The following is a 22,763-nucleotide window of genomic DNA, read 5'->3' as shown; positions in this document are numbered from 1 at the left end:
AGACTGGAGGGAGTCCTATAGCGACCCTCCGCCTCAAGAAGGGCACTGGCCACCACCACGAGAGCCAGCGCCACCAAGACGATAACCAAAGCCAGAACTCAGCGGGTCATTCTCTCGTGCCGCTCAAACCGAGTGTTGATCTCGGCCAATTCCCTTTGTACTTTTGCGTCGTCTTTTGTCATGACGCCTGCCCCTCAAAGAACGAACCCTCTTGGCCTCGCGTGTGGCTGGAAAGAATACCACGGTATTCCGAAAGGGCTCTGCATAGAATGTAAGTAGAAAGGTCAGCAGCCAAGAAAAAAGCGCCCGTCCGAAGAGGGCGCTTGAGGTGTCGAACCCATAGGGGCAAAGAATTGGGCCGATTGATCATCATCTACTCTGATCAGGTGCCCTTTGTCACTGCCCGCGATGAGGGATATGTGCGCCATTGTGACACCGTCCGCTCCAGAGGTAGGGATTTGTACTCATTGCATACCTCGGACGAGGTAGATATGCAGGCTGCACCGTAGGGGCAAATACGGGCTCAAAGGGTCGCGAACACGGTCACAAGATCGGGCGCGGCCCTTTTTCACGAGCGCTCTGGCTGGCTCCCACGCATGCGCGGAAGTGGCCGCGATTTGGCACAATTGTCAGCATGGAACAGCGAACAAACCGGCCACACTCCTGTTCTCTGTCGGGTGCATGACAGTTCAAAAGCAGAATGAATGATATGATCACGAGTAGTCAGAGCAGGGCAGGAGCTTCCCGTGCTGCGCTACTACTTCGACATCCTGAATGGGATGGACAGCGTGTACGATGATGACGGCGCCGAGTTCGACAGCCTCGACGCTGCTGTGCACGCGGCAACCCGCTCGGCGGCTGAGATTGGAGCTGGTTGGCTGGCGAAAGGTGATACCAGGGATGTTATTATCGAAGTCAGAGACAAGCGGAACCAACGGGTCTGCACCGTGACCGCGTCAATGAAGATCGAGCGCCACAGTGGGTAAAATCCGGCCTTGCTGAGACAAACCACCTGCATCCGCGTTGTATAATCGCGGGTGACGAGGTCGCTATGGTCGAGGATCGAACCGACCACCGTACGAACTGGCTGCTGACTGCTCTGGAGCCGGAGGACTTTGCTGCTCTGGAGCCTTACCTTGAGGGGGTCCAGCTGACCCATAAGCAGGTGCTCTACGAAGCCGGTGATCCCATCCGCTACGCCTACTTCCCTCATCACGCTGTCGTATCGTTGGTGAATGTGCTGGAGGATGGCCACACGGTCGAGGTCGCCCTGTTCGGGCGCGGCGGCGTCGTGGGCCTGCTGAGCGCTCTCGTGACCCGGGAGGCTTTTGGGCGGTATGTGGTACAAATGGCCGGCTCCGCCTCGCGCATTGCGGTCGAGCGCCTGGATGAGGTGCGCAGCGCTCACCCCAAGCTGCGGCGGTTAATCGCCGGCTACGGCGAGGTCCTGCTCGGACAGACATTCCAGATCCTCACCTGCAACGCCGTTCATCCGGTGGAGGCCCGCTGCTGCCGCTGGATCCTCATGATGCATGACCGGGCGGAGCAGGATACCCTGCCGCTCACGCACGAGTTCCTGGCTGAGATGCTGGGTGTGCAACGCTCAACCGTGAGTGTGGTGACCCGCACATTGCAAACGGCAGGGCTGATCCAACAGGGCCGTGGGAGCATCACGGTGACGGACCGGGCCGGTCTGGAGGAGACGGTGTGCGAGTGCTACGGCCGGATCTGCCGCATCTACCAGCGCGTGTTGCCTAGCAGCTATCCACCACCGAAACGGGGACCATAAATCTGCCCAGCAATTTCGCATAATCGCCAGTATGGAACGCCGCCGCACCTATTCAAAAAAAGTGGCCCCAGCAAGCCTCACGGCTGCCGCTCGATTAGTAGCGACAATTTTCCTCCACGACGCGCGAATTCGTCACGCTTCGAGGCGCCAATAGAGCCGCTTGCTCATCCTTGTACCCTTGGCAACCTGCCCTTCACCACTCCTCTGCATCCTGCTCCCTACTGGTCTCGTGATGGAGCCTTTTTCAGATGCAGATCTCTTGGGATGACGTAGGCCGTACGGAGAGAACAGGCATGCATTGGGTGACCAAGCTAAAGATCGATGTCTTCATCTCGCAGAGAGCCATCGACAACTGGAGGACAGATCCACATGGGTGTCACCATGTCGTCGAGCTCTCGTCCAGCTGCGGGAGGAACTACAGCCTTGGAGCTTTCGAGCCCTGCCAGAAAGACTAAGGTTTAACGGCCGGTCAGATCACGAGAAGAGAGGCCGAAAACGGCACCATTTCCGGCCTCCCGCCTTGTGCATCCAAACGGCCAAGTGCAGATGCATCCTCAGACATCCAAACCATAGCCAGCTTTCGAGTGCGCCGCCGCAGGGCAATTGCCGTACTCCGGGCGGGTCATTCGGCCCCGAGAGTGTCCTCGATGACCTTAGGATTGCGATCCAAGAGGGCTAGTAGAATGCGCGCTGGTCCTTGAGGGAGCCGTCGGCCATGCTCCCAATTGCGGATCGTCCCCACCGCGACACCGACTTGAAGCGCGAAAGCCGTCTGTGAAAGGCCAGTCTTTCTGCGGATAGCAGCGACATCAATGAGGGGAGGGAGCTTCGGGCTGGCGCCGGGGGCTTTTCCGTCATCCGTAAACGAGAGTATCTCGCCCAGGCTGGCAATGAGCTGGTCAAAGTCATCTCCTCCCACGAGGTCCCTCCCTGAGCGACAGAGGAAATGCTTCAGAGGCGCGGCGCGTCAATGCTCAGGCCCTTGGGACTTTTCGAGTGGACATAGCGGGTGAAAGACCAATCCCGGCCGACCACACCACCGTCGTGCATGCCGCCGACACCAAAGCCAACATCCTGCATACCGCTCGACCAGTGAGAGGACCGCCGTTGCCGAACAGGTTGTCGCCGCCGCCGGGGCGGAAGAACGACAGGAGACCACCGAACCCGCCGCCATTGGCGCCTTGGCTGAGGGCCTGCGCGAGCGGTTGGGGCCAGCGCAAGATCTGTTCCTGATTATACGCTAAGATAGAACGGATCAGGAACTCGCCTTTCCTTGACGATCCATGTCCGGCGCCGAGGGTACTCACTGGGAGTTAGCGGCCCGGCACGCTCGGCGATTAGCCGGAACCCTGCTGGTAACGATACCCAGAACGTAACGTGTGGATACGCAGGATAGCAGCTGTACGGGGTTCGTCGATCTCGCACCAATGTCTGGCTCCTCAGGAGCGATTGAGCCGACAATCTGCGAGGTGATCGATGGCGCGCCGGAAACTCTTAACCCCTGACGAACGCCAGGCCCTGCTCGGTATTCCAGACGATGAGGAAAGCCTGATCAGGCACTACAGTCTGTCTCCGCAGGATCGTCTCCAAGCCGACGTCCGCCGACGTCCTCACAATCAACTCGGTTATGCAGTCCAGCTCTGCATCATGCGCTATCCGGGCCGGGTCTTGGGTATGGGCGAGGATCCGCCCGCTGCGCTGGTCTCCTATGTGGCCGAGCAACTTGGGATCAATCCTGGTGCCTTTGCGTCCTATGCGCGGCGCATCCCGACACGCTTTGAGCACAGTCACCGCTTGGCGAAATACCTCGGCGTCCGGACCGCAACGCGAGAAGATCGTCGAGCAGCCCTTCTCGCAGCTGCCGAGGCCGCCAGCGCGACCGAAAGCGGTCTGCCCATCATGACCGCGGTCGTGAACGAGTTACGCCGCCGCGGAGCCCTTCTCTTGCCAGATGGGGGAGCGCGCAAGGTTTGTGCAATAAACCTCGGCAACTTGGACGAAGCATGAACATTCCTCTGGGGAGCACCCCTCAGGCGGCGTTTCGGTGGCGGACATTGCGCAGCGGACCCTGCTGCCCGGCTCCTGAGGCTGCATGCTGCCAGAGGTAATCGCCGGTCAGGCTGATGTGTCGCCAGCCCAGCGGCGCGACATGCGTGAGAAGCTCATCCGGCACAATCCGGCCTTGGGACCGCAGATGCTCCACCGCGCGACCCATGTAGAGCGTGTTCCAATACACGATTGCAGCGATCACCAGGTTGAGGCCTGAGGCCCGGTAGCTCTGGTTCTCGAACGTTCGATCCGTGATCCGGCCCTGCTTATGGGCAAAGATTGCCTGAGCCATGGAATTGCGGGCCTCGCCCTTGTTGAGGCCAACATGGCAGCGCCGCCGCAAATCCGGGCTTTCGAGCCAGTCGAGTGTGAACAGGCTCCGCTCGATCCTCCCGATCTCCTGGAGGGCGAGATCCACCCGGTTCTGACGCTTGTAAGCACTCAGCTTCTTCAGCATCACGGAAGGGGCGACAGTCCCAGCTGCGAGGGAGGCGGCCAGATGCAGCACCTCATCCCAGCCCTGTCCAACCACGTCGGCGCGGATCGGGCGGCCCATCAATGACTGGAGGCTACTCGGCACCTCCAGGCCCGCCAAGGTGGCCAGCCGCCTATCCTTCAGATCCCGCAGTCGGGGCACAAACCGGAAGCCAAGGAGATGGCACAGGCCAAAGACGTGGTCGGTGGCGCCGCCCGTGTCGGTGTAGTGATCGTGGATCGACAATCCCGTTCCATGGTGCAGCAGGCCATCCAGAACATGCGGCGCCTCGCTCGTGGTGGCCGAGATCACCTTGGTGTGGAAAGGGCCGTACTGATCCGACAGGTGCGTGTAGAATTTCACACCAGGATCAGAGCCATACTTCGCGTTGACCTCGCCAACCCCGGCGCTCCTGCACCCGGTGCGGAAGAACTGCCCGTCTGAGGACGACGTGCTCCCGTCGCCCCAGAGCGCTGCCAGCGGGAAACGTTGGTGCGCATCGACGATGGCGCCAAGCGCTGCCTTGTAGGTTTCGTCCCGCAGGTACCAGGAGTGCACCCAAGTCAGTTGAGCCTTGGTCACGCCCTGAGAGGCATACGCCATTCTTTCGATACCGAGATTAGTCGCATCGGCGAGCACCGCCGCCAGAACAGCCGTCGCATCATCGGCCGGCCTGCCGTCGCGCAGATCGATAAAGCAACCCGCAAAGCCGGTCGCCTGCGCAACTTCACTCAACAGCTCGGTAATGCGGATGTTGGGCATCAGCAGGTCGAGATCGCGATCAAGCCGATCAGCCTCTGGTGGCGTGAGGGCCCGCAGCGGGGACACATGGAGCTCCTCGCCACGAAGGGAGACACCCGGAACGGCATTCTTGCTCAGCGCCTGGGCGAACCGCTTCAGCCGCCACTCGAGAAGCTGGCTCCGCTCCGCCAAATACGCGTCCGCATCATCCGGGGCTTTCAAGGCGGCGATCGCTGACGGGGCAGAGGCCGGAGGCAGCAGATAGGTATCGAAGCGCTGGTAGTTGCGGGTGCCTTCGACCCAAATGTCGCCGGAGCGCAGGCGATCCCGCAGCACGGCGAACACGGCCGTCTCATACAGCCGCCGGTCCGGTTGACCCGTTTCCATAATCAACTGCTGCCACGTCTTCGGAAGGAATGACATGGGAGGCTTCTGGGGCAAGTCCCGGCGACGGGAGCGAAGGCTGTCCCGGACCATGTTGAGCGCCGCAAGAACAGGGTTGAGCCGGCCGGTGCTGCGGAAGGTGAAGGCTTCCAGAAAGGGCAGGGCAAAGCGGCGTACCGTCATGAACTTCGCGGCCGCCATGACCAGTGTGTCGCCATCAGCGAGTTGGGCCAACTCCTCAACCTGCGGCTGGACTTTGATCAACCCGCTCCAGCCGATCTCCTCATCGATGATCTCGAATGGATCTCCCCGTGTAGCGCGGGCGGTGCTCAGGGCCGTGATGGTTGAATGGAACAGGCGCATCAGGCGGCTGACTTCGCGACCTGTGGTCTGATAGGCGCGCTCCTGGCGTCGGCGAGCACGGGTGAAGAGGCTACCCACCAGCCGATCGAACATCGCGATGGCAGCGTCGGCCAGTTTAGCCTCGAGTACGATGATCTGCGCCACGAGCGTCGCCCGACGCCGGCGCACGCCGTATTCGTCGAGCAGGAAGGCTGGAGCAACGGCTCCCTCGCGCACGAACTGCTGGAACCGTCGTTCGTGGACCCGGTCTACGATCTCAGGGCTGATTTGGAGGGACCGAACGTAGGACAGTCGCTCGAGAAGCGCCGTCATGTTGGAGGAATTAGGTGCTTCGGCGATATCACGTAGCCAGGCGAGGGGAGTGCGCTTGAGTGTGGTGTCATTCACCAGCAGGGCATCGATCGCCTTGAGCTGATCCTCTGTCAAAGGATCAAGAAGCGCCTCGGCAGCACGCCTGCGGGCCAGGGCCCGGCCGGCACGGGCGACCCGCTCCAGCCTGTTGGGCGCTGGCAGGATGATCCGATGAGTACGCAACCAGTCGAGGACCGCCTGAACGATCTCGACCCCATTGTTCGTCGCCCAGGCTGCTTCCGCAGCAACACTCAGCATGAGCGGCCAGTCCTCCCACATTGCGGGCCGCAAGTTCAAGCGAGCCATCAGTTCGGCGGCATGGTCGAGCCGGGTTTGCGGCCGCCGGCTGTAATCCTCGAAGACGTGAGGTGACACCTGAAGCTGGCGCGCCAGGAAGGTGAGCATCTCTCGCGGAGGAGTCTCGTTGAGGCGCAGCCCAAACCCGGGATACCGCAGAAGACAGAGTTGCACTGCAAACCCGAGCTGGTTGCGGGCACCGCGCTTGCGCAACACCAGGTCAAGGTCGCCTTGGCTGAAAGTGTAGTGCTTGATGATTGGGTGTTCCTGCCGAGGTATACCGAACACGAGTTGGCGTTCATCCTCAGCCAGCAAGCCACGTTGTGCCATTGTACGCCCCTACACGGCCCCGGCTTGATGATTAATGGGAGGCCGGGGTCCGGGCCGGGATTATGGGATTGATTAATGCGGCGTGCCGAATCCTGTTTGGCCGCTGTCCACAGAGTGAGCGGGGAGGGCGGCGGCCACCCCTGCCCATATCTTCTATGTTCCCGCTTTGTCCGGTTTGCCGAGGTTTATTGCACAAACCTTGCGCGCTCCCCTATATGGGTCGACGGCGTGCCCTGTACTATCCCGAGTTCTTGGCAGCGCTGCTGATCCTGGAGCAGGATCAGTGGCCGGAGGACACCTTGCGATCCTCGTGGGCTGGAGCCATGGGACAGCCGCAGCTCCTACCCTCAAAGTTCCTGCGCTATGCCGCTGACGCGGACGGAGATGGACAGCGTGACATCTGGCGCTCGGTGCCAGACAGCCTCGCGTCTATTGCGAACTATCTGCGTGAGCACGACTGGAAGCCGGAGCAGGGCTGGGGGACAGAGGTGCGCGTACCGACGAGCGTCTCCTGCACCCTGGAGGGGCCGCGGCAGGGCAAGCCGCTGCGGGATTGGGCCCATCTTGGCCTCACTCGGGCCGATCACACATCTCTGCCCGGGGAGCACAGTGGCGCAACCGCGTTCTTGCTGATGCCGGCGGGGCGACTGGGGCCGGCTTTTCTGGTGTCGGAAAACTTCTACGTGCTCAAGCAGTACAACGAGTCCGATATCTATGCGCTGTTCATTGGCCACCTCGCCGATCGGCTGCGCGGCGGCTCCGGATTTCTGACAGGGTGGAGGCCAATAGATCCTATGCAGCGAGGCGATATATGGCTTATGCAGGAGCGCCTACAGGCCCAAGGTTATGATGTCGGCAAGGTCAACGGCCTGATCGGCTTTGCAACGCGCACGGCCATCGGCCATTGGCAGACAAGGAACCAGCGCGCCGAGATCTGCTTTCCTGATGCCAGCCTGACTACAATGATCCGCTAAGCCGCTTTCCTCATGACGATCTCGGTGTTCGCATCACCGTGTCTCTTCTTTTTAACCCGGAGGGGGAGTCGGGTCTTGCTTGGCAATTTGTCGCTCGGACGAACTGCTCAACAAGGTGGGGAGCAGTCAGGATCGCTCCTACTCGAGCTAGGAAGGATCACTCAGGGATATCGTACTTAGTAAGACGTAGGTTGCGTGCCGCGCGCTCGACTGAAGGGCGACAACGAGGCTCAAGCTCACCGGTATCAGCGGCGGGCTTGCCGTTGATACATACAACATTTTCTCGCCACCGTTAAGCCTTCCAGGCGATACCTGACCTTCCATCCTATCACTCCCGCATCTCTGTCATGGTTTGGTGACAGCCGATCACCTGCTGGTCCATCGACAAGTGAGCCATATAACTCTTCCACCGGATCGAACATTAGCCCGTAGCCTCACCCCTATCTTCGGTTCGTACTGGGCGAATACGAGGCTGGCGCAACCAAAACGGATGCGAGGAGAACACAGTCATGGATTACGTGAGGCTTGGTCACTCCGGCCTTGAGGTCTCCCGCCTCTGTCTCGGCTGCATGACGTACGGAACTCCCGATCGCGGCAACCATCCCTGGACGCTCGACGAGGACCAGAGCCGTCCCTTCATCAAGCGGGCCTTGGAGCTTGGCATCACGTTCTTCGATACGGCCAACGTCTATTCCGACGGCACGAGCGAAGAGATCGTCGGTCGCGCACTCAAGGATTTCGCCAGGCGCGAGGAAGTTGTTATTGCCACAAAAGTGCATGGGCGCATGCGCCCTGGTCCCAACGGCGCCGGTCTGTCACGCCTTGCGATCGTGACGGAGATCGACAACAGTCTGCGCCGGCTCGGCACCGACTATGTCGATCTCTACCAGATCCATCGCTGGGACTACGCGACGCCCATCGAGGAAACGCTCGAAGCCCTGCATGCTGTCGTCAAGGCCGGCAAGGCCCGGTACATCGGAGCATCGTCCATGTATGCGTGGCAGTTCGCCAAGGCGCTCCATACCGCGGACCTGAACGGCTGGACCCGGTTTGTGTCGATGCAGAACTACTACAACCTTCTCTATCGCGAGGAGGAGCGGGAGATGCTGCGTCTGTGCCAAGCGGAGGGGATTGGGGTGATCCCCTGGAGCCCGCTGGCCCGCGGTCGCCTGACCCGGGACTGGGATGAGACCAGTGCCCGGTCGGAAACGGATGAGTTCGGCAAGTCGCTGTATGCCAAGACAGCAGAGGCCGATCGCAAGATCGTGGAACGGGTGGCTGAGATCGCGAACCGGCGTGGAGTTCCCCGAGCGCAGGTTGCAATGGCGTGGCTGCTGCACAAGCCGGTCGTGACCGCACCGATTGTCGGGGCCTCGAAACCGCAGCACCTGGAGGACGCGGTGGCTGCCTTGTCCCTCAAGTTGTCACCGGAGGAGATAGTGGAACTGGAAGAGGCCTATGTGCCGCACGGGCTAGCTGGTTTTGCTTAAGGGGAGGCGGACCAAGCACGGCCGCGAGGCTGATCTCCATCGTTGTCTCAGCCCTACCTGTGTGCATCTGGGAGTTCACCCTGCCTTGGTCAGGCTGCCGATTGCTCAGTCGCGATGCTCTCCGACCAAGCGCGCGATCCGGTTGAGATGGTGATCGTGGATCTCGAAACTTGCCAGACCGTGAGTCGTGTCGAAGAGATAATCCCGGCAGTAGCCGAGCACCCCACAAGCCGTCGCGATCGTCTGGGCCGTGGCGGCCTCCGAGATAGGACGCACATAGTTCGGTGCTGCGCGGTTGATCGTGAAGGCAATGCCAGACATGCCGTGGGGAAGATCTGATCCGTGCAGTCTGACCCAACGCGGGACATACGCTCCTGTGACCATCTCACGCCGCCAGACCAGCTCGAGTTCAGCCTCTGCCTGGGAACGCGGGATGCGAAAGGCTACGCCCCGGCAGGAGCCGCCGCGATCCAGTCCCAGAACTAGACCGGGCTGTTCCGGCGTCCCGCGGCCAATCGGGGTGGCCAAGCAGAACTGTCGATGCCAGCCTCGGATCAACACCGGTTGCCGCTCGGCATAGTGGAAGGCCGGGTTCCAGATCAGCGAGCCATAGGCAAACAGCCACACATCACCCGGGACAGGTTGAGCCGCGAGCGTTGCTTCCAAGGATTGGCGCCGCTCCTCGTCACTCAGCACCCGAAGGTCAGTGCCCGAGCGAGCGATCATCTCACTCACAAACCCGTTCTGGAGAGCCTCCCGGGTCATCGGGTGAAGCTCCTTCTTCCCGATCGATCCTTCCATTCCATCCTCCGGCTCATGCTCAGCGCGACACCAGGTAAGATATAGTCCCTAAAGCAGCGGCATGTTCATGCCCTTGACGCATGGCCGTGCCACGCAATGCGTCGGATGTCCGCTGCAAACGGGCACACCAGTCACTCCCATAAAGCGGTGGATCTCAGAGTCTGACCTGTTCCGACCTTCAGCATCCGGAGAAGACTGTCGGGACACCTGGATCCGCTTGAGCTGTACGTTACTCTTAGTAACCAATTGTCGCTCAAGAGCGGCAACCTGTCTTTGTGCGATGCAGCAACCCGTCGGGATTCCAGGCGTTGTTTCTCCTGGATCCCTAAAGGAGAAGGTGCATGCGCAACCTGGCAACAGACGCCGGTCCGAGACTGTCCTCGGCCGCTGGCGCGGCGGGAGCCGGTAGTGTCGCGCGAGATCATGCGGCCGGCGAGGAGCGTGATCGGAGCCCCGCAAACCTCCGGAGACATGGAGGAGCCAGCCGTTCTGGGCCGCGCCAATGGCTTGCGCCCGTTCTGGTGGGCGCGGCCGCCGCTCTGGGGGCGGCAGCGCTGTACAACCGCAAGCAGGCTCAGGATGCCGAGCGCAGGTATCCGCCCATCGGTCGGTTCATCAAGGTGGATGGGGTGCGTCTGCATTACATTGAGCAAGGCCAGGGCGAGCCCTTGGTGCTGATCCACGGCAACGGCACCATGATCCAGGACTTCACCGTCAGCGGCCTCGTGGACAGGTTGGCGGAGCGCTACCGGGTGATCGTGATCGACCGCCCCGGCTACGGCTACAGCGCGCGACCGCGCCAGCTCTGGACGCCGCGGGCTCATGCCCGGCTGTTCCAAAGCGCTCTGGAGCAGCTTGGGGTCGAGCAGGCCACCGTCTACGGCCACTCCTGGGGCGCCCTGGTAGCGGTGGCTCTCGCACTTGAGGCTTCATCGCTCGTGCGCGGGCTCGTGCTGGGCTCGGGCTACTACTATCCGACCCTGCGGGCCGACACGTTCCTGCTATCGCCGCCAGCTATTCCGGTGATCGGCGATACCTTGCGCTACACCGTCTCGCCGCTTGTGGCCCGTGCGATCCTGCCTGGCATGATCAAGCGCGTGTTCCAGCCGGCGCCGGTGCCGGAGCGCTTCGAGCGAGAGTTCCCGAAGGCGCTGATGCTGCGGCCGTTGCAGCTTCGCGCGGCGGCGGAGGATGCGGCGCTCATGACTCCGTCAGCAATGGCACTGGAAGGGCACTACCGCGAGTTGACGATGCCGGTCACCATCATCACTGGTGCTGACGATCAGATTGCCGATGTAGGCCGCCAGTCCGCGCGGCTGCATCAGGAATTGCCGCACAGCGATCTCATCGTGCTTCCCGGTCTTGGCCATATGATCCATCACCTGATGCCAGACGCTGTTGCTGACGCAATTGACCGCACCGCGCAGCAATCCAAGCGGGTGTGGGCCGTATGAGCCCGGCGGATCAGTGGTATTCGTCAAGCCAAATGTAGTAAGCTCGTGCGAGTATTTTCGCACTCCAGCCACCTGTGGCTTGTCTTCTGAGCACGAACAGCCGAACTGACCTCGATTATTGCTCGACCTGAAGGATGACCTTGCCCCGGCCATGGCCTGAATCGAGCCGCTCGTGAGCCTTGCCGACCTGCTCAAGGGGGAGCACGGCATCGATCACGACCTTGGCTTGGCCACGCTCGAATAGTGGGGTCATCTCACGTAGCCGTGCGCCTTCTCGGGTCAGGAAGGTCCCGAATAGGGTTTGGTTCTTGGTGTAGAGGGCGCTCAGGTCGCCATCGGGTGGGAGAATAGTGGCGATCCGGCCAAAGGGCCGCGTCACAAGAGTGCTGAGGGAGACATTTCCGCCCGCTGTATCGAATGATGCATCGACACCGTGTCCGCTCGTGGCTTCCAGGATCCGCCCAGCCACATCGGCATCACGGTAATCCACTGCCACGTCCGCCCCTAACTCCTGCACGGCTGAGTGGTTGACCTTGCTGGCCGTTGCGATGACCCGCGCACCTGCGGCCTTGGCAAACTGGATGGCAAAAGAGCCGACACCGCCGGCGCCGCCGTGGATCAGCACCGTCTCACCCGGACGGACATTCAGGCGCCGGACAATCGCCTCCCAGGCCGTGCCGCCGGCGAGGGGAATACCGGCCGCCTCGACATGGCTGAGGTTGGTCGGCTTGGACGCCACAATGCTTGCGGAGGCGATGGTGTACTCCGCATAGCTTCCGTGTCGGTTGCCGAAGATCTCAGGCGTGTAGAACACCTCGTCGCCCATGTTGAACTCGACCACACCCGGTCCGCGCGCCTCGATGATACCGGACACGTCATAGCCGAGCACGGCAGGAAACGGGATTTGGGCCCAGGTCCCCGCCTCCCGGATCTTGGCATCGACTGGATTGGTCCCGGAGGCGATCACCCGCACAAGAACTTCGCCTGGGCCAGGCGCTGGCCGTTCGATTTCATGATGCTCGAACACATCTGGGCCGCCGAACCGCGTGATTACCATCGCACGCATGTCTTCGCATCCGCCTCCTCAAAGCGAGCCATGTGGATCAAGGTAAGGGCGATTCAAGCGTATGCGGCCCCTGTTCCTCTTGCGTACCCAACTGCGAGTGCCTGGGTTTGGCATTTCTCGGAAGTAAGCCGAAGGTCGGCTTAGGGCAGGAACAGCGGACGTCCCTGAAAGCTGGAGATCGTCGCTGTATGACTCAATGCAGACCTACAGCAATGATCCACTATTCACTTGCCTCACATCCCTGATGACGTCGAGGAAGGCCCGTAGGGCCGGCGGCACGGCTCGGTGTCCCGGGTAGTAGACGGCCACTGGCCCCTGTTCGTGCATCCAGGCGGACAGCACCGTCCGCAATCGACCCTCTGCAATGGCGGCTTCGGCAGCCCAGCTTGCCACGTAGGCGATCCCCAAGCCCTGTGCGGCCGCGTCCGCCATCAGGCCCTCGTCATCGAGAATGATGGATCCGTCTGTATCGATCGTCAGTTCCTGCCCAGCCCGCTCGAATTCCCACCGGTACAGTTTGCCGCTCGGCGTGCGGTGGCCGATGCAGCGATGATGCTTGAGGTCGTCCGGAGTTGTCGGCTCACCGGCGCGCTTGAGATAGGCTGGCGATGCAACGCAGACGAACCCGATCGGGCGGGCGAGGGGCACCGCGATCATGTCCTTCGGAATGGACTCAATCAGGCGCACACCGGCATCGAAGCCCCCCGACACGATGTCAACCAAGCGTCCCTCGACGACGAGATCCACCGTCACATCAGGGAACCGTTCGGCCATGCGCGGGAGGACCTCGCGGACGAGAGCGGCCGCGGCCACTCGCGGTGCATTGATCCGGACCTTGCCTGCCACCTGGCCCCGAAAGGTAGTGACGGCGTCCAGTGCCTCATCCAAGGACGTGAGTGCCACCTGCAGCCGGCTAAGCAGCTCAAGTCCGGCTTCGGTCGGCGAGACGCTGCGGGTCGTGCGGTTGAGAAGGCGCACGCCCAGGCGTTCCTCAAGGCCTCGCATTGCGTGGCTCAGTGTGGAGGGTGCTGTGCCGAGTTCATCCGCGGCACGGCGGAAGCTGCGGTGAGTCGCTACTGCCATAAAGGCGGTGAGATCGTTGAGGGAAGGGCGCGTCATTGGTGGCGATTTTGCATCAACCTATGCCGATTTCAATGTCTAATCGCGCAAGTCGAGGGCTGCTATCTCCTACTCCAGCAAGGCAGATCCCAATACTCTCATTAGGACAAGCCCTTGTTCTGAGGTTTCTTTCGATCTGAATAAGGAGACATAAGTGTCCAAGCGCAACACCGTCTTCCCTGCCGGCCGGCAGGCACTCTACGAGATGCACCGCTACTCTGCTGCCGTCCGATCCGGCGATCTGCTCTTTGTCTCAGGGCAGGTCGGCAGCCGCGAGGACGGCTCGCCTGAACCTGACTTCGCAAAGCAGGTTGAGCTTGCTTTCGACAACCTCAGCGAGGTTCTGAAAGCGGCTGGCAGCACGTTCGATGACATCATTGATGTGACGACATTTCATACCGATCCGGAGGCACAGTTCGGGACCGTCATGTCCGTCAAGGACAAGGTATTTTCTAAAGAGCCTTATCCCAACTGGACTGCTGTTGGAGTGAATTGGCTCGCCGGCTTCGATTTCGAGATCAAGGCAATCGCGCGGATTCCAGCGGCCGTCTGAACCGCCACCAGACCTGATCATGCTCTTAACCCAAGAGCGTGCTTCTGCAATCGATTACCGTATAATATTTAGATCTTAGCGGAAACTGGAGCTATGCCCGTGAAGGTTCGCAAGTTTTCTGTCGCCGATGCACCGTTCGAGCGCTCGCCTGGCCAGGACGGGGAGGTGTGGGCAGGCAATCTGATAGACCAACACCACGGTGGACCCATCACCATTGGCTACGGTCGCTACGGGCCCAACCAGAGCATTGATGAGACGCTCGCCGTGCACGACGTGATGGTGGTTCTGGAGGGAAGCCTGTCGGTGACATCGAGTGACGGCACGGTCACTGCTGGTCCGGGCGAGATCGTCTATATGCCCAAGGGCAAGGTGGTCACCATACGGTCGCATGATCAGGGAGCGATCACCGCCTACGTCACACACCCGCACTGGCAGGAGCCGCTTGCATAAGCCATGCGCCGCAACCTTCGCGACGCCTGAGCAGGTGGCGGCTGTCGAGTAGACGGCGCAAATCACTGCAGGTCGGCTCGTGGCACGAGGCGGAAGTAACTCGAATGTCTGCCTTTCCGTAGTGAGCAGACGTTCATTCCGTCTGCTCAATTTCTTGGTTTGACCCATTTCGGACTTCAGACCAGGTCGACTGGTGCTGTTCTCCTGGGGATGTCACATTAATCGAGTATGGCCGGTGAACTGACACTAGAGGCCAGCTTTTGCACAACCTAAGTCACTGACTTTCTTGGGAAGGAGAATTCTTCCTTGACGAGTACAGGGCAGAATTCCCGATTAATGTGACATCCCCCGCCGGGACACGTTCTGCCCCCGGCCTTGGTTGCTCTCCATAAGGGCAGTTTGCTCCGATTGTGCGGAAGCCCACAGGGGCACTGGACACGACTTCTCGCCCTCGGCATGTTTGGCTGAGCCGGCCCATCGACTGGATCCGGATCCAAAGGGCAGGCAATCTAGCGTTCCGCCTGGCGTGACACTGCTGTCTTAAGGTCACTGAGGAATTGATGAGGATTAAACGTGTGATGAACACCCGCTGGAGATCTGCCCTCCAGACGGCTGGGGCCTGACAATGGCGGATGTGGAACTCTCTCGCGTGTCGAAAGGGTGGGGCGGAACCCTCGCGGTTGATGACATCAGCTTTGGGGTGAGCCAAGGAAGCCTTGTGGCCATCTTGGGCCCATCAGGCTGCGGCAAGTCGACAACTTTGCGCCTTGTTGCCGGCTTGGAGGAGACCACCTCAGGCCGCATCATGATCGCAGACCGTGACGTGACCCGCTTGCCGCCGGCAAAACGCGGCATCTCAATGGTCTTTCAGAGCTATGCTCTCTTTCCTCATTTGACGGTTGGAGAGAATATCATCTTTGGGCTCAAGGTTCGTAACGTAGGACGCGCCGAGCGGGATGAGCGGCTCAAGGAGGCGGCGGCGATCCTCGGACTTGGCGCGCTTCTGGACCGTAAACCGTCACAACTCTCCGGAGGGCAGCAACAGCGGGTCGCCCTGGGTCGGGCCATTGTCGCCCGCTCGCCTGTGTGCCTGATGGACGAGCCTCTCTCCAACCTCGACGCGCAGCTTCGGGTCGAGATGCGGCGGGAAATTCGCGACTTGCAGCGTCGGCTCGGGATTACTATGCTCTATGTGACGCACGACCAGGTTGAGGCCATGACCATGGCCGATCAGGTGGTGCTCATGCGGGGCGGGCGCATCGAACAGGACGCGCCTCCGGCCGAATTGTACGAGCGCCCCGCGACTCCCTTTGTTGCCCGCTTTATCGGAACGCCGCCCATGAATGTGCTGCCTCTGAGTGCAGTCGCGGGGCCCGGGAGCGAGGGTTTGGCCCCTCCGCCCGTCAGTCATGATCCCAGCCAGCTCGGGGTAGGCATCCGGCCTGAGGTCGTCAGGCTCAACGGGCCGGGCATTCAAGCCCGCGTCGTGGCTGTTGAGTATCTCGGCGCCGACACCTTAATTGAAGCACGCATCGACGGCCACCCCTTCATCATTCGGCGCCCTGGCCGCGTGCCGACGCAGGCGGGAGAGAATGTCACCATATCATGGAGCGCGACGGATTTGCATTGGTTCGATCTGTCATCAGATCGTCGGATCCATTAACAATAAAGGCTTCGCGGGGTTAGGCCGGGACGATAACCGAGTGCACATTGCCTCTCAGTAACAGGCTAGGGAAGACACACATGGACAGGCGACAATTCATAGGCGGCGTGGCCGCGCTTGCATCGGCATCGGTTTCGATGCCGGCCCTTGCACAAGGGGCTCGAACAGAGATCTCCTTCTTTTATCCGGTCGCGGTCGGCGGGCCGATTACAAAGCTCATCGACACATATGCGGCCGATTTCGAAAAGGCCAACTCGACCATCAAGGTGAACCCGATCTATGCGGGCACCTATCAGGAAACCATCGTCAAGGCCCTCACGGCGCACAAGAGCGGTACGCCGCCGGTCACGTCAGTGCTTCTCTCAACCGACATGTTCACCCTCATCGACGAGGATGCGATCGTTCCCATCGACAACTTCGTCAAGACAGATGAGGATAGGAAATGGCTGTCGGGCTTCTTCCCGGGCTTCATGCAGAACAGCCAAACCGGTGGCAAGACTTGGGGCGTTCCCTTCCAGCGCTCCACCATAGTCTTGTATTGGAATAAGGACCTGTTCAGGGAGGCGGGCCTTGATCCGGAGAAGCCCCCAACCACCTGGCAGGAGCAGGTCGAGTTCGCCCAGAAACTGACCAAACGGGATGCCTCCGGGAACGTGACGCAGTGGGGCATTCAGATCCCCTCCTCAGGCTTCCCCTATTGGCTGTTCCAGGCCCTCACCACCCAGGCGGGTGTCATCCTGGCCAACCCGGAGGGCACCCGCACCGCGTTCAATGCCCCAGAAGCAGTTGAAGCGCTTCAGTATTGGGTCGACCTCTCAACCAAGCACAAGGTCCAGCCGCCCGGCATTGTGGAGTGGGGAACAACGCCTCGCGACTTCTTTGAGCGGAAGGTTGCCATGATCTGGACCACGACAGGCAATCTAACCAATGTGCGCACGAACGCCAAGTTTCCGTTCGGCGTCGGCATGCTGCCCTCCCACAAAAAGCCCGGTAGTCCCACGGGCGGAGGGAATTTCTACATTTCCAACAAGGCCGATCCAGCCCAGCAGCAGGCTGCGTTCGAGTTCATCAGGTGGATTACAACTCCCGAGCGCGCCGCGCAGTGGAGCATCGAGACAGGCTACGTCGCGGTCACGCCGGCGGCCTATCAGATGCCGGTCATGCAGAAATATGTGTCGGAGTTTCCTCCAGCGGCCGTGGCTCGGGACCAGTTGGAATATGCTGTGGCTGAACTTTCGACCCATGAGAACCAGCGGGTCACGAAGGCACTGAATGACGGGCTGCAGGCGGCGCTGACCGGCACAAAGCAGCCAGCGCAGGCTCTCAACGACGCTCAGGCTGAGGCTGAGCGAATTCTGAGACCCTATCGCTAAACCCGTCCTCTTGCAGCTCATCGGGCGCAGACTGCCCCCGATGAGCTAGGTTGAAGCGTCCAATGAACAGCCGCCTGACTGCCGCCGTCCATGGTTGGCTCCTGCTCTTACCAGCCATGGCGTGCTTGGCCGTATTTACCCATTGGCCAGCCGTGGCCAGTATCATCGAGAGTTTCTACTCGACCCCCCGGCCGAGGCGGCCAGCCCGATTTGTTGGCCTGGATAATTATGTCCTGCTGGCAGAGGACCCCATCTTCTGGCAGGCGCTCGTCAATAATTTCTGGTTTGCGTTTGGCACAATCCCAATCTCGATTGCCCTCGCCTTGCTGATGGCGGTGTGGGTCAATGACCGGATTGCCGGCCGCACCTGGATCCGGATGGCCTATTTCACGCCAACCATTTTGCCGATGATCGCCGTCGCCAATATCTGGCTCTTCTTTTTCACGCCCCAATACGGCCTCCTGGAGCAGTTTTCCGCATTGATCGGCGCTCCCCCGCAAAACTGGCTCGGCTCCAAGGATACGGCCCTATTTGCCACAATCATCGTTGCGGTGTGGAAAGAGGCAGGTTTCTTCATGATCTTTTATCTAGCGGCGCTTCAGACCATTTCCCCAACGCTGGCCGAGGCTGCAGCCCTCGAGGGGGCTTCCCGGTGGACTTATTTCCGGCGCGTACAGTTCCCCCTGCTCATGCCGACGACCCTCTTCGTCCTGATCAATGCCATCATCAATGCCTTCCGTATGGTTGACCATATCATAGTCATGACACGCGGCGGGCCCGATAACGCGACGACGCTTCTTCTGTTCTACATCTATCAAGTTGGCTTCAATTTCTGGGACACGACCTACGCAGCGGCGCTCACCGTGGTCCTCCTCACCTTGCTTGCCGTCATTGCCGCAGTTCAATATGGCTGGCTGGAGCGCAGGATCCACTATCGATGAGCACCCTTGATCCCCCCGCATCTGCCCGCCTCGCTCCCCTTCCGCAGAAGGCACGCTGGTTTTCTCTGGCCCAAACGGCAGCGCCGCAACGGGCTGACCCCTACGCCCCGACAGGGGTATGGCTCATGCTCGAGAGCGTTGGGGCGGCGCTCCTTGCCATTCTCTGGATCCTGCCTCTCGCCTATGCAACCTGGGCGGCCTTTCATTCGAGCGAATTTACCACGCGTTTTGAGCTGCTCGCGCCCTTGACGTTGGAGAATTTCCACCGGGCCTGGGTCGCTGCCCCCTTCGCCAGATACTTCCTCAACACGTTCGTGCTGGTCTCGCTTATTTTATCGTTCCAAATGGTTCTCGGCACACTCGCAGCCTATGCCCTTGCCCGGTACGAGTTTCGGGGACGCAACGTCGCGTTTGCGCTCATTCTTGCGCAGCTGATGATCATGCCCGATGTTCTGATCGTCGAGAACTACCGGACCATGAGCTGGCTTGGGATCGTTGATACGATCCCGGCCATCGCGTTGCCCTATATTGCCTCGGCCTTCGGTATCTTCTTGTTGCGGCAGACATTCAAGACCGTGCCGAAAGAATTGGATGATGCCGCGCGGGTCGAAGGAGCGAGCGGGTTGCAGATCCTGCTCAAAGTCTACGTTCCGCTGGCACGGCCGATCTATGTCGCCTATGGTCTCGTCTCGGTGAGCTACCACTGGAACAATTTCCTCTGGCCCCTCATCATTACCAATTCGGTTGAGGCCAGACCCCTGACGGTTGGCCTGCAGGTTTTCTCGTCCTCCGACCAAGGCGTCGACTGGGCAATCATCTGCGCGGCAACCCTGATGACATCAGCCCCCCTCCTGATCGGATTCTTGCTCTTCCAGCGTCAGTTCGTGCAAAGCTTTATGCGGGCAGGGATCCGCTGATGAAGCTTATTACCTGGAATATTCAGTGGGCTCTTGGGATGGACGGGCGAGTGGATCCATCACGAGTCATCCGCCACGCGCGCGAGATGGGTGACTTCGACGTCCTTTGTCTGCAGGAGGTTGCTGACAATTTCCCGGAGCTTACAGGAAATGACGATGATGATCAGTTTGCAACTTTTGCACGGCTTCTGCCGGACTACACTGCAGTCGACGGGGTAGCGCTCGATATTCCAGGAGCAGGCAAACGCCGGAAGCGCTTCGGTAATATAATCCTGTCACGCTACCCGGTGGCTATGATCCTCAGGCACCTTTTACCTTGGGAGGGGGATACGACGCGCAACATGCCTCGCCTCCTGATCGAGGCGGTGGTCATGGCGCCGTTTGGCCCCTTAAGGATTATGACGACGCACCTTGAATATTCATCTGCCAAACTGCGCAGCGCGCAGGTCGAGGGGATCCTCGATGTCCATCGCAGCGCATGTGACCGGGAAGAGATGCAACGAGAGGACGGGCCCGGCACATATGTGCGGGGTCCGAGCACGCGCTCGGCGATCCTCACGGGTGACTTCAACATGAAGCCGGATGATCCCACGAAAAGACGTCTTTCGGATCCCATAAGTTCAAGTAAGTTTACACTTATCGACGCCTGGGCCACCTTGCATCCTGAGAAGCCTCACCCGCCATCCTTTTGTCTGTACGATCAGACCTATGGCCCTCCGCATTGCTGTGATTACATTTTCGTCACTCAGGATCTGATCCCGCGCGTGCGACAAATTGAATATGACACTGAGACGAAGGTGTCGGATCACCAGCCCGTTATCGTAGAGCTCACCGACAAATAATGCCTTTGACCGACCGGGTGCGCGGAACCGGATGATTGCGAATGGCTGCTTTTGGCAGATTGCGTTGATAAAGTCGGCATCCAGACGGGCTGGGGCAGCGATGAAGCTTGCCCTGTTGAAGTTGGGTCTAAGGTGAGGTGTGCTCCTTGCCCCCCTTTAGGCCTCGTGGGTCATCTGGGGCTCTGTAGGCAGAACCAATTTGGCAAGCTTTCGCAGGTTCTGAGCCGTTGCTGCCAGCAGGAACTCGTCCTGAGCCCCGTACGGACCCCGCAGCCGCAGACGTCCCATCTTGAGGATCCGCTTGAGATGGGCAAACAGCATCTCGATGCGCTTGCGGCCTTGGCGCGACCGCTCATAGGCCGGCGTCCCGGCCAGCGCTCGGGCAACCTCTCTCGCGTGCTCATAGATGCTGTGCGGGATCTTGCGGGCCGGCGTGTTGGGACAGCACCGCTCCTTCAGCGGACAGGGACCGCAATCGAACGTGCTGCCCAGGTAAATGCGCGTCGTACCATCGTTCACGATCCGGCCGCTGGTGGTCAGGGTCTTGCCCTCAGGACAGGTGTAGGCGTCCGCCTCAGGATCATAGCTGAGATGATCACAGGTCCGCTTCTGGCAGATTTCGTTGAAAAAGTCCTCGTGAACGGCGCTGGATAGTGATTCCCTATTGAGGCATTCTCAGCGGAGGATCGGGCCATGATGGGCGAGCGTCTGGTGATGCAGGAGAGCCTGTTCTACGAGTTCCGGCTTGAGGATCACATTCCGTCCAATCACCTCCTGCGGCGCATCGACCGCTTCGTCGACTGCTCCGGGCTGCGCCAGCGTCTGGCCGGCTACTACAGTGCCACCGGCCGACCCTCTGTCGATCCCGAACTGATGATCCGTATGCTGCTGATCGGCTACTGCCTGGGCATCCGCTCCGAGCGGCGTCTATGCGAGGAGGTGCATCTCAATCTGGCGTATCGCTGGTTCTGCCGCCTCGGCTTGGAGGGCAAGGTGCCGGACCACTCCACCTTCTCCAAGAACCGGCACGGCCGCTTTCGCGAGAGCGATCTCTTCCGTCACCTGTTCGAGGCGGTGGTGCAGCGCTGCCTGGATGAGGGGCTGGTGGGCGGCGAAGGGTTTGCGGTCAATGCCAGCCTGATCCAGGCCGATGCTAACAAGCAGCGCTCTTTGGCAGGCGCCGACTGGCAGGAGCAGGATCACACCGAGGCAGCGCCGCGAGCCGTGCGCAAGTATCTCGCTACTCTGGACGAGGCCGCCTGGGGCGCTGCGACTGACGTTGAGCCGAAGTTCGTCTCGCCCTCCGATCCAGCCGCTCAGTGGACCGGCGCCATGCGCGGCCCGGCGTTCTTTGCCTATGCGGACAATTACCTCATCGACCTCAAGGCAGCCGTGATCGTGGACGTGGAAGCCTCCCGGGCCGTGCGCCAGGCCGAGGTGAGTGCTGCCCGCACCATGCTGGAGCGCACGGCTGAGCGCTTTGGCCTCAAGCCCGAGCGGCTGGCGGCGGACAGTGCCTATGGTTCAGCCGAGATGCTGCACTGGCTGGTCGAGGAGCAGAAGATCGAGCCGCATGTTCCGGTGATCGACAAATCCGAGCGTCAGGACGGCACCTTCTCGCGATCAGACTTCAGCTATGATCCTGAGGCGGACGCCTACACCTGTCCTGAGGGCAAGACCCTGACCACCAGCGGCCGGATCGTGAACGATGGTACGACGCGCATTTACCTGGGCAGCACGTTCGATTGCGGTCCCTGTCCGCTGAAGGAGCGGTGCTGTCCCAACACGCCGGCCCGCAAGATCCCGCGCAGCATCTACGAGCATGCCCGGGAGGTCGCCCGCTCTTTGGCTGGCACACCGGCCTATGAGCGGTCACGTCAGGGCCGCAAGCGCATCGAGATGCTGTTTGCCCATCTCAAGCGGATCCTCAAGATGGGACGTCTGCGGCTACGGGGTCCGTACGGGGCTCAGGACGAGTTCCTGCTGGCGGCAACGGCTCAGAACCTGAGAAAACTCGCCGAGCTGGTCGCTTCACCAGGGCCTCAGATGATCCAAGCAGCCTGAGAAGGTCTAAAGGCTACATCTTACCTCAGGCTCAACTTCAACAAGGCAAGCTGCATCGCTGTCCCAGCCCGTCTGGATGCCGACTTTGTCAACGCAATCGGCACGCCTGAGACGCAAGCACTTGGTCCGCTTCGGAGGTCATGAGCCGACGTTTATTGGGTGGCTGGAAGGTGAAAGGTTGACCCCAATGTATGGACCGGCCGTGCGTCGCAAGAGGCTTTGGAGATGGCGAGGTTGGTCTTGCGCTAATGTATCCGGCCCTTCATGGAGCAGTGCT

Annotated in this window: 19 protein-coding genes and 1 pseudogene; 14 read left to right on the top strand and 6 right to left on the bottom strand. The window is 60.7% G+C overall.

Annotation, left to right across the window (positions count from 1 at the left end; translation table 11 throughout):
• The first annotated feature begins 746 nt into the window (after nucleotides 1-746).
• Both JAO75_RS23030 and JAO75_RS23025 read left to right on the top strand, forming a co-directional pair.
• Entirely contained in the window at nucleotides 747-986 is a 240-nt protein-coding gene (locus tag JAO75_RS23030) for a DUF6894 family protein (protein ID WP_199051550.1), read from the top strand.
• 65 nt (nucleotides 987-1,051) lie between these two features.
• Nucleotides 1,052-1,789, top strand: a complete 738-nt coding sequence (locus tag JAO75_RS23025; RefSeq protein WP_199051549.1) for a Crp/Fnr family transcriptional regulator — start codon at nucleotides 1,052-1,054, stop codon at nucleotides 1,787-1,789.
• Nucleotides 1,790-2,411: 622 nt separating this feature from the next.
• Here JAO75_RS23025 and JAO75_RS23020 read toward each other — a convergent pair.
• Nucleotides 2,412-2,708: a helix-turn-helix domain-containing protein gene (locus JAO75_RS23020; protein WP_199051548.1), complete on the bottom strand. Its 297-nt coding sequence runs from the start codon at nucleotides 2,706-2,708 to the stop codon at nucleotides 2,412-2,414.
• 557 nt (nucleotides 2,709-3,265) lie between these two features.
• Here JAO75_RS23020 and JAO75_RS23015 point away from each other — a divergent pair.
• A complete protein-coding gene (locus JAO75_RS23015; RefSeq protein ID WP_199051547.1) occupies nucleotides 3,266-3,796 on the top strand; it encodes a DUF4158 domain-containing protein in 531 nt (176 codons plus the stop codon).
• A 22-nt stretch (nucleotides 3,797-3,818) separates the two neighbouring features.
• Here JAO75_RS23015 and JAO75_RS23010 read toward each other — a convergent pair whose 3' ends face one another.
• Nucleotides 3,819-6,779, bottom strand: a complete 2,961-nt coding sequence (locus JAO75_RS23010; protein ID WP_199051546.1) for a Tn3 family transposase — start codon at nucleotides 6,777-6,779, stop codon at nucleotides 3,819-3,821.
• A gap of 62 nt (nucleotides 6,780-6,841) precedes the next feature.
• On the opposite strand from JAO75_RS23010, the gene JAO75_RS23005 reads away from it, so the two are divergent.
• The gene (locus JAO75_RS23005) at nucleotides 6,842-7,753 is read left to right on the top strand and encodes a lytic murein transglycosylase (protein WP_199051545.1); all 912 of its coding nucleotides are present in this window, start codon (nucleotides 6,842-6,844) and stop codon (nucleotides 7,751-7,753) included.
• A gap of 509 nt (nucleotides 7,754-8,262) precedes the next feature.
• Complete coding sequence (locus JAO75_RS23000) at nucleotides 8,263-9,243, top strand: aldo/keto reductase (protein ID WP_199051544.1); 981 nt, start codon at nucleotides 8,263-8,265, stop codon at nucleotides 9,241-9,243.
• Between the two features lie 105 nt (nucleotides 9,244-9,348).
• On the opposite strand, the gene JAO75_RS22995 is transcribed toward JAO75_RS23000, so the two are convergent.
• On the bottom strand, nucleotides 9,349-10,044 hold the full coding sequence (locus JAO75_RS22995) for a gamma-glutamylcyclotransferase (protein ID WP_199051543.1): 696 nt from the start codon (nucleotides 10,042-10,044) through the stop codon (nucleotides 9,349-9,351).
• A 341-nt stretch (nucleotides 10,045-10,385) separates the two neighbouring features.
• Between JAO75_RS22995 and JAO75_RS22990 the strand changes: the two genes are divergently transcribed.
• Entirely contained in the window at nucleotides 10,386-11,498 is a 1,113-nt protein-coding gene (locus JAO75_RS22990; RefSeq protein WP_199051542.1) for an alpha/beta fold hydrolase, read from the top strand.
• A gap of 115 nt (nucleotides 11,499-11,613) precedes the next feature.
• Here the strand turns inward: JAO75_RS22990 and JAO75_RS22985 are convergent, their stop codons facing one another.
• The gene (locus tag JAO75_RS22985) at nucleotides 11,614-12,564 is read right to left on the bottom strand and encodes a zinc-dependent alcohol dehydrogenase family protein (protein ID WP_199051541.1); all 951 of its coding nucleotides are present in this window, start codon (nucleotides 12,562-12,564) and stop codon (nucleotides 11,614-11,616) included.
• Nucleotides 12,565-12,768: 204 nt separating this feature from the next.
• Nucleotides 12,769-13,683 (bottom strand): LysR family transcriptional regulator, encoded by a 915-nt coding sequence (locus JAO75_RS22980; RefSeq protein WP_199051540.1) that lies wholly within the window; start codon nucleotides 13,681-13,683, stop codon nucleotides 12,769-12,771.
• 154 nt (nucleotides 13,684-13,837) lie between these two features.
• On the opposite strand from JAO75_RS22980, the gene JAO75_RS22975 reads away from it, so the two are divergent.
• From JAO75_RS22975 to JAO75_RS22945, 7 genes are all read left to right on the top strand, one after another.
• Nucleotides 13,838-14,236, top strand: a complete 399-nt coding sequence (locus JAO75_RS22975) for a Rid family hydrolase (protein WP_199051539.1) — start codon at nucleotides 13,838-13,840, stop codon at nucleotides 14,234-14,236.
• A 99-nt stretch (nucleotides 14,237-14,335) separates the two neighbouring features.
• Nucleotides 14,336-14,686 (top strand): AraC family ligand binding domain-containing protein, encoded by a 351-nt coding sequence (locus JAO75_RS22970; protein WP_199051538.1) that lies wholly within the window; start codon nucleotides 14,336-14,338, stop codon nucleotides 14,684-14,686.
• Nucleotides 14,687-15,311: 625 nt separating this feature from the next.
• Nucleotides 15,312-16,349: an ABC transporter ATP-binding protein gene (locus JAO75_RS22965; RefSeq protein ID WP_199051537.1), complete on the top strand. Its 1,038-nt coding sequence runs from the start codon at nucleotides 15,312-15,314 to the stop codon at nucleotides 16,347-16,349.
• Between the two features lie 80 nt (nucleotides 16,350-16,429).
• Nucleotides 16,430-17,722, top strand: coding sequence for an ABC transporter substrate-binding protein (locus JAO75_RS22960; protein WP_199051536.1), 1,293 nt, complete (start codon nucleotides 16,430-16,432; stop codon nucleotides 17,720-17,722).
• Nucleotides 17,723-17,784: 62 nt separating this feature from the next.
• Nucleotides 17,785-18,663, top strand: a complete 879-nt coding sequence (locus JAO75_RS22955) for a carbohydrate ABC transporter permease (protein ID WP_199051535.1) — start codon at nucleotides 17,785-17,787, stop codon at nucleotides 18,661-18,663.
• Between the two features lie 125 nt (nucleotides 18,664-18,788).
• Nucleotides 18,789-19,580, top strand: coding sequence for a carbohydrate ABC transporter permease (locus tag JAO75_RS22950; RefSeq protein WP_199051555.1), 792 nt, complete (start codon nucleotides 18,789-18,791; stop codon nucleotides 19,578-19,580).
• A complete protein-coding gene (locus JAO75_RS22945; protein ID WP_199051534.1) occupies nucleotides 19,580-20,422 on the top strand; it encodes an endonuclease/exonuclease/phosphatase family protein in 843 nt (280 codons plus the stop codon). Before JAO75_RS22950 ends, JAO75_RS22945 begins: the two co-directional genes overlap by 1 nt.
• Nucleotides 20,423-20,578: 156 nt before the next feature.
• Here the strand turns inward: JAO75_RS22945 and JAO75_RS22940 are convergent.
• Nucleotides 20,579-21,010 (bottom strand): annotated as a pseudogene (locus tag JAO75_RS22940) (transposase); the annotation flags it as partial.
• A 105-nt stretch (nucleotides 21,011-21,115) separates the two neighbouring features.
• Between JAO75_RS22940 and JAO75_RS22935 the strand changes: the two are divergent.
• Nucleotides 21,116-22,486, top strand: a complete 1,371-nt coding sequence (locus JAO75_RS22935) for a transposase (protein ID WP_199051533.1) — start codon at nucleotides 21,116-21,118, stop codon at nucleotides 22,484-22,486.
• The last annotated feature ends 277 nt before the right edge of the window (nucleotides 22,487-22,763 follow it).

The sequence above is a fragment of the Microvirga splendida genome, assembly GCF_016427565.1.
Taxonomy (GTDB): Bacteria; Pseudomonadota; Alphaproteobacteria; order Rhizobiales; family Beijerinckiaceae; genus Microvirga; species Microvirga splendida.
The sequence above is the reverse complement of the archived record's forward strand: the minus strand, read 5'-3'. Positions and strand labels throughout refer to the sequence as shown.

What these genes read in the sequence shown, in the direction of transcription:
- JAO75_RS23025 (WP_199051549.1), top strand. Translation starts at nt 1,052, where the DNA reads ATGGTCGAGGATCGAACCGACCACCGTACGAACTGGCTGCTGACTGCT.
- JAO75_RS23015 (WP_199051547.1), top strand. Translation starts at nt 3,266, where the DNA reads ATGGCGCGCCGGAAACTCTTAACCCCTGACGAACGCCAGGCCCTGCTC.
- JAO75_RS23010 (WP_199051546.1), bottom strand. Translation starts at nt 6,779, where the DNA reads ATGGCACAACGTGGCTTGCTGGCTGAGGATGAACGCCAACTCGTGTTC.
- JAO75_RS23005 (WP_199051545.1), top strand. Translation starts at nt 6,842, where the DNA reads ATGGGATTGATTAATGCGGCGTGCCGAATCCTGTTTGGCCGCTGTCCA.
- JAO75_RS23000 (WP_199051544.1), top strand. Translation starts at nt 8,263, where the DNA reads ATGGATTACGTGAGGCTTGGTCACTCCGGCCTTGAGGTCTCCCGCCTC.
- JAO75_RS22995 (WP_199051543.1), bottom strand. Translation starts at nt 10,044, where the DNA reads ATGGAAGGATCGATCGGGAAGAAGGAGCTTCACCCGATGACCCGGGAG.
- JAO75_RS22990 (WP_199051542.1), top strand. Translation starts at nt 10,386, where the DNA reads ATGCGCAACCTGGCAACAGACGCCGGTCCGAGACTGTCCTCGGCCGCT.
- JAO75_RS22985 (WP_199051541.1), bottom strand. Translation starts at nt 12,564, where the DNA reads ATGCGTGCGATGGTAATCACGCGGTTCGGCGGCCCAGATGTGTTCGAG.
- JAO75_RS22980 (WP_199051540.1), bottom strand. Translation starts at nt 13,683, where the DNA reads ATGACGCGCCCTTCCCTCAACGATCTCACCGCCTTTATGGCAGTAGCG.
- JAO75_RS22965 (WP_199051537.1), top strand. Translation starts at nt 15,312, where the DNA reads ATGGCGGATGTGGAACTCTCTCGCGTGTCGAAAGGGTGGGGCGGAACC.
- JAO75_RS22960 (WP_199051536.1), top strand. Translation starts at nt 16,430, where the DNA reads ATGGACAGGCGACAATTCATAGGCGGCGTGGCCGCGCTTGCATCGGCA.
- JAO75_RS22955 (WP_199051535.1), top strand. Translation starts at nt 17,785, where the DNA reads ATGAACAGCCGCCTGACTGCCGCCGTCCATGGTTGGCTCCTGCTCTTA.
- JAO75_RS22950 (WP_199051555.1), top strand. Translation starts at nt 18,789, where the DNA reads ATGCTCGAGAGCGTTGGGGCGGCGCTCCTTGCCATTCTCTGGATCCTG.
- JAO75_RS22945 (WP_199051534.1), top strand. Translation starts at nt 19,580, where the DNA reads ATGAAGCTTATTACCTGGAATATTCAGTGGGCTCTTGGGATGGACGGG.
- JAO75_RS22935 (WP_199051533.1), top strand. Translation starts at nt 21,116, where the DNA reads ATGATGGGCGAGCGTCTGGTGATGCAGGAGAGCCTGTTCTACGAGTTC.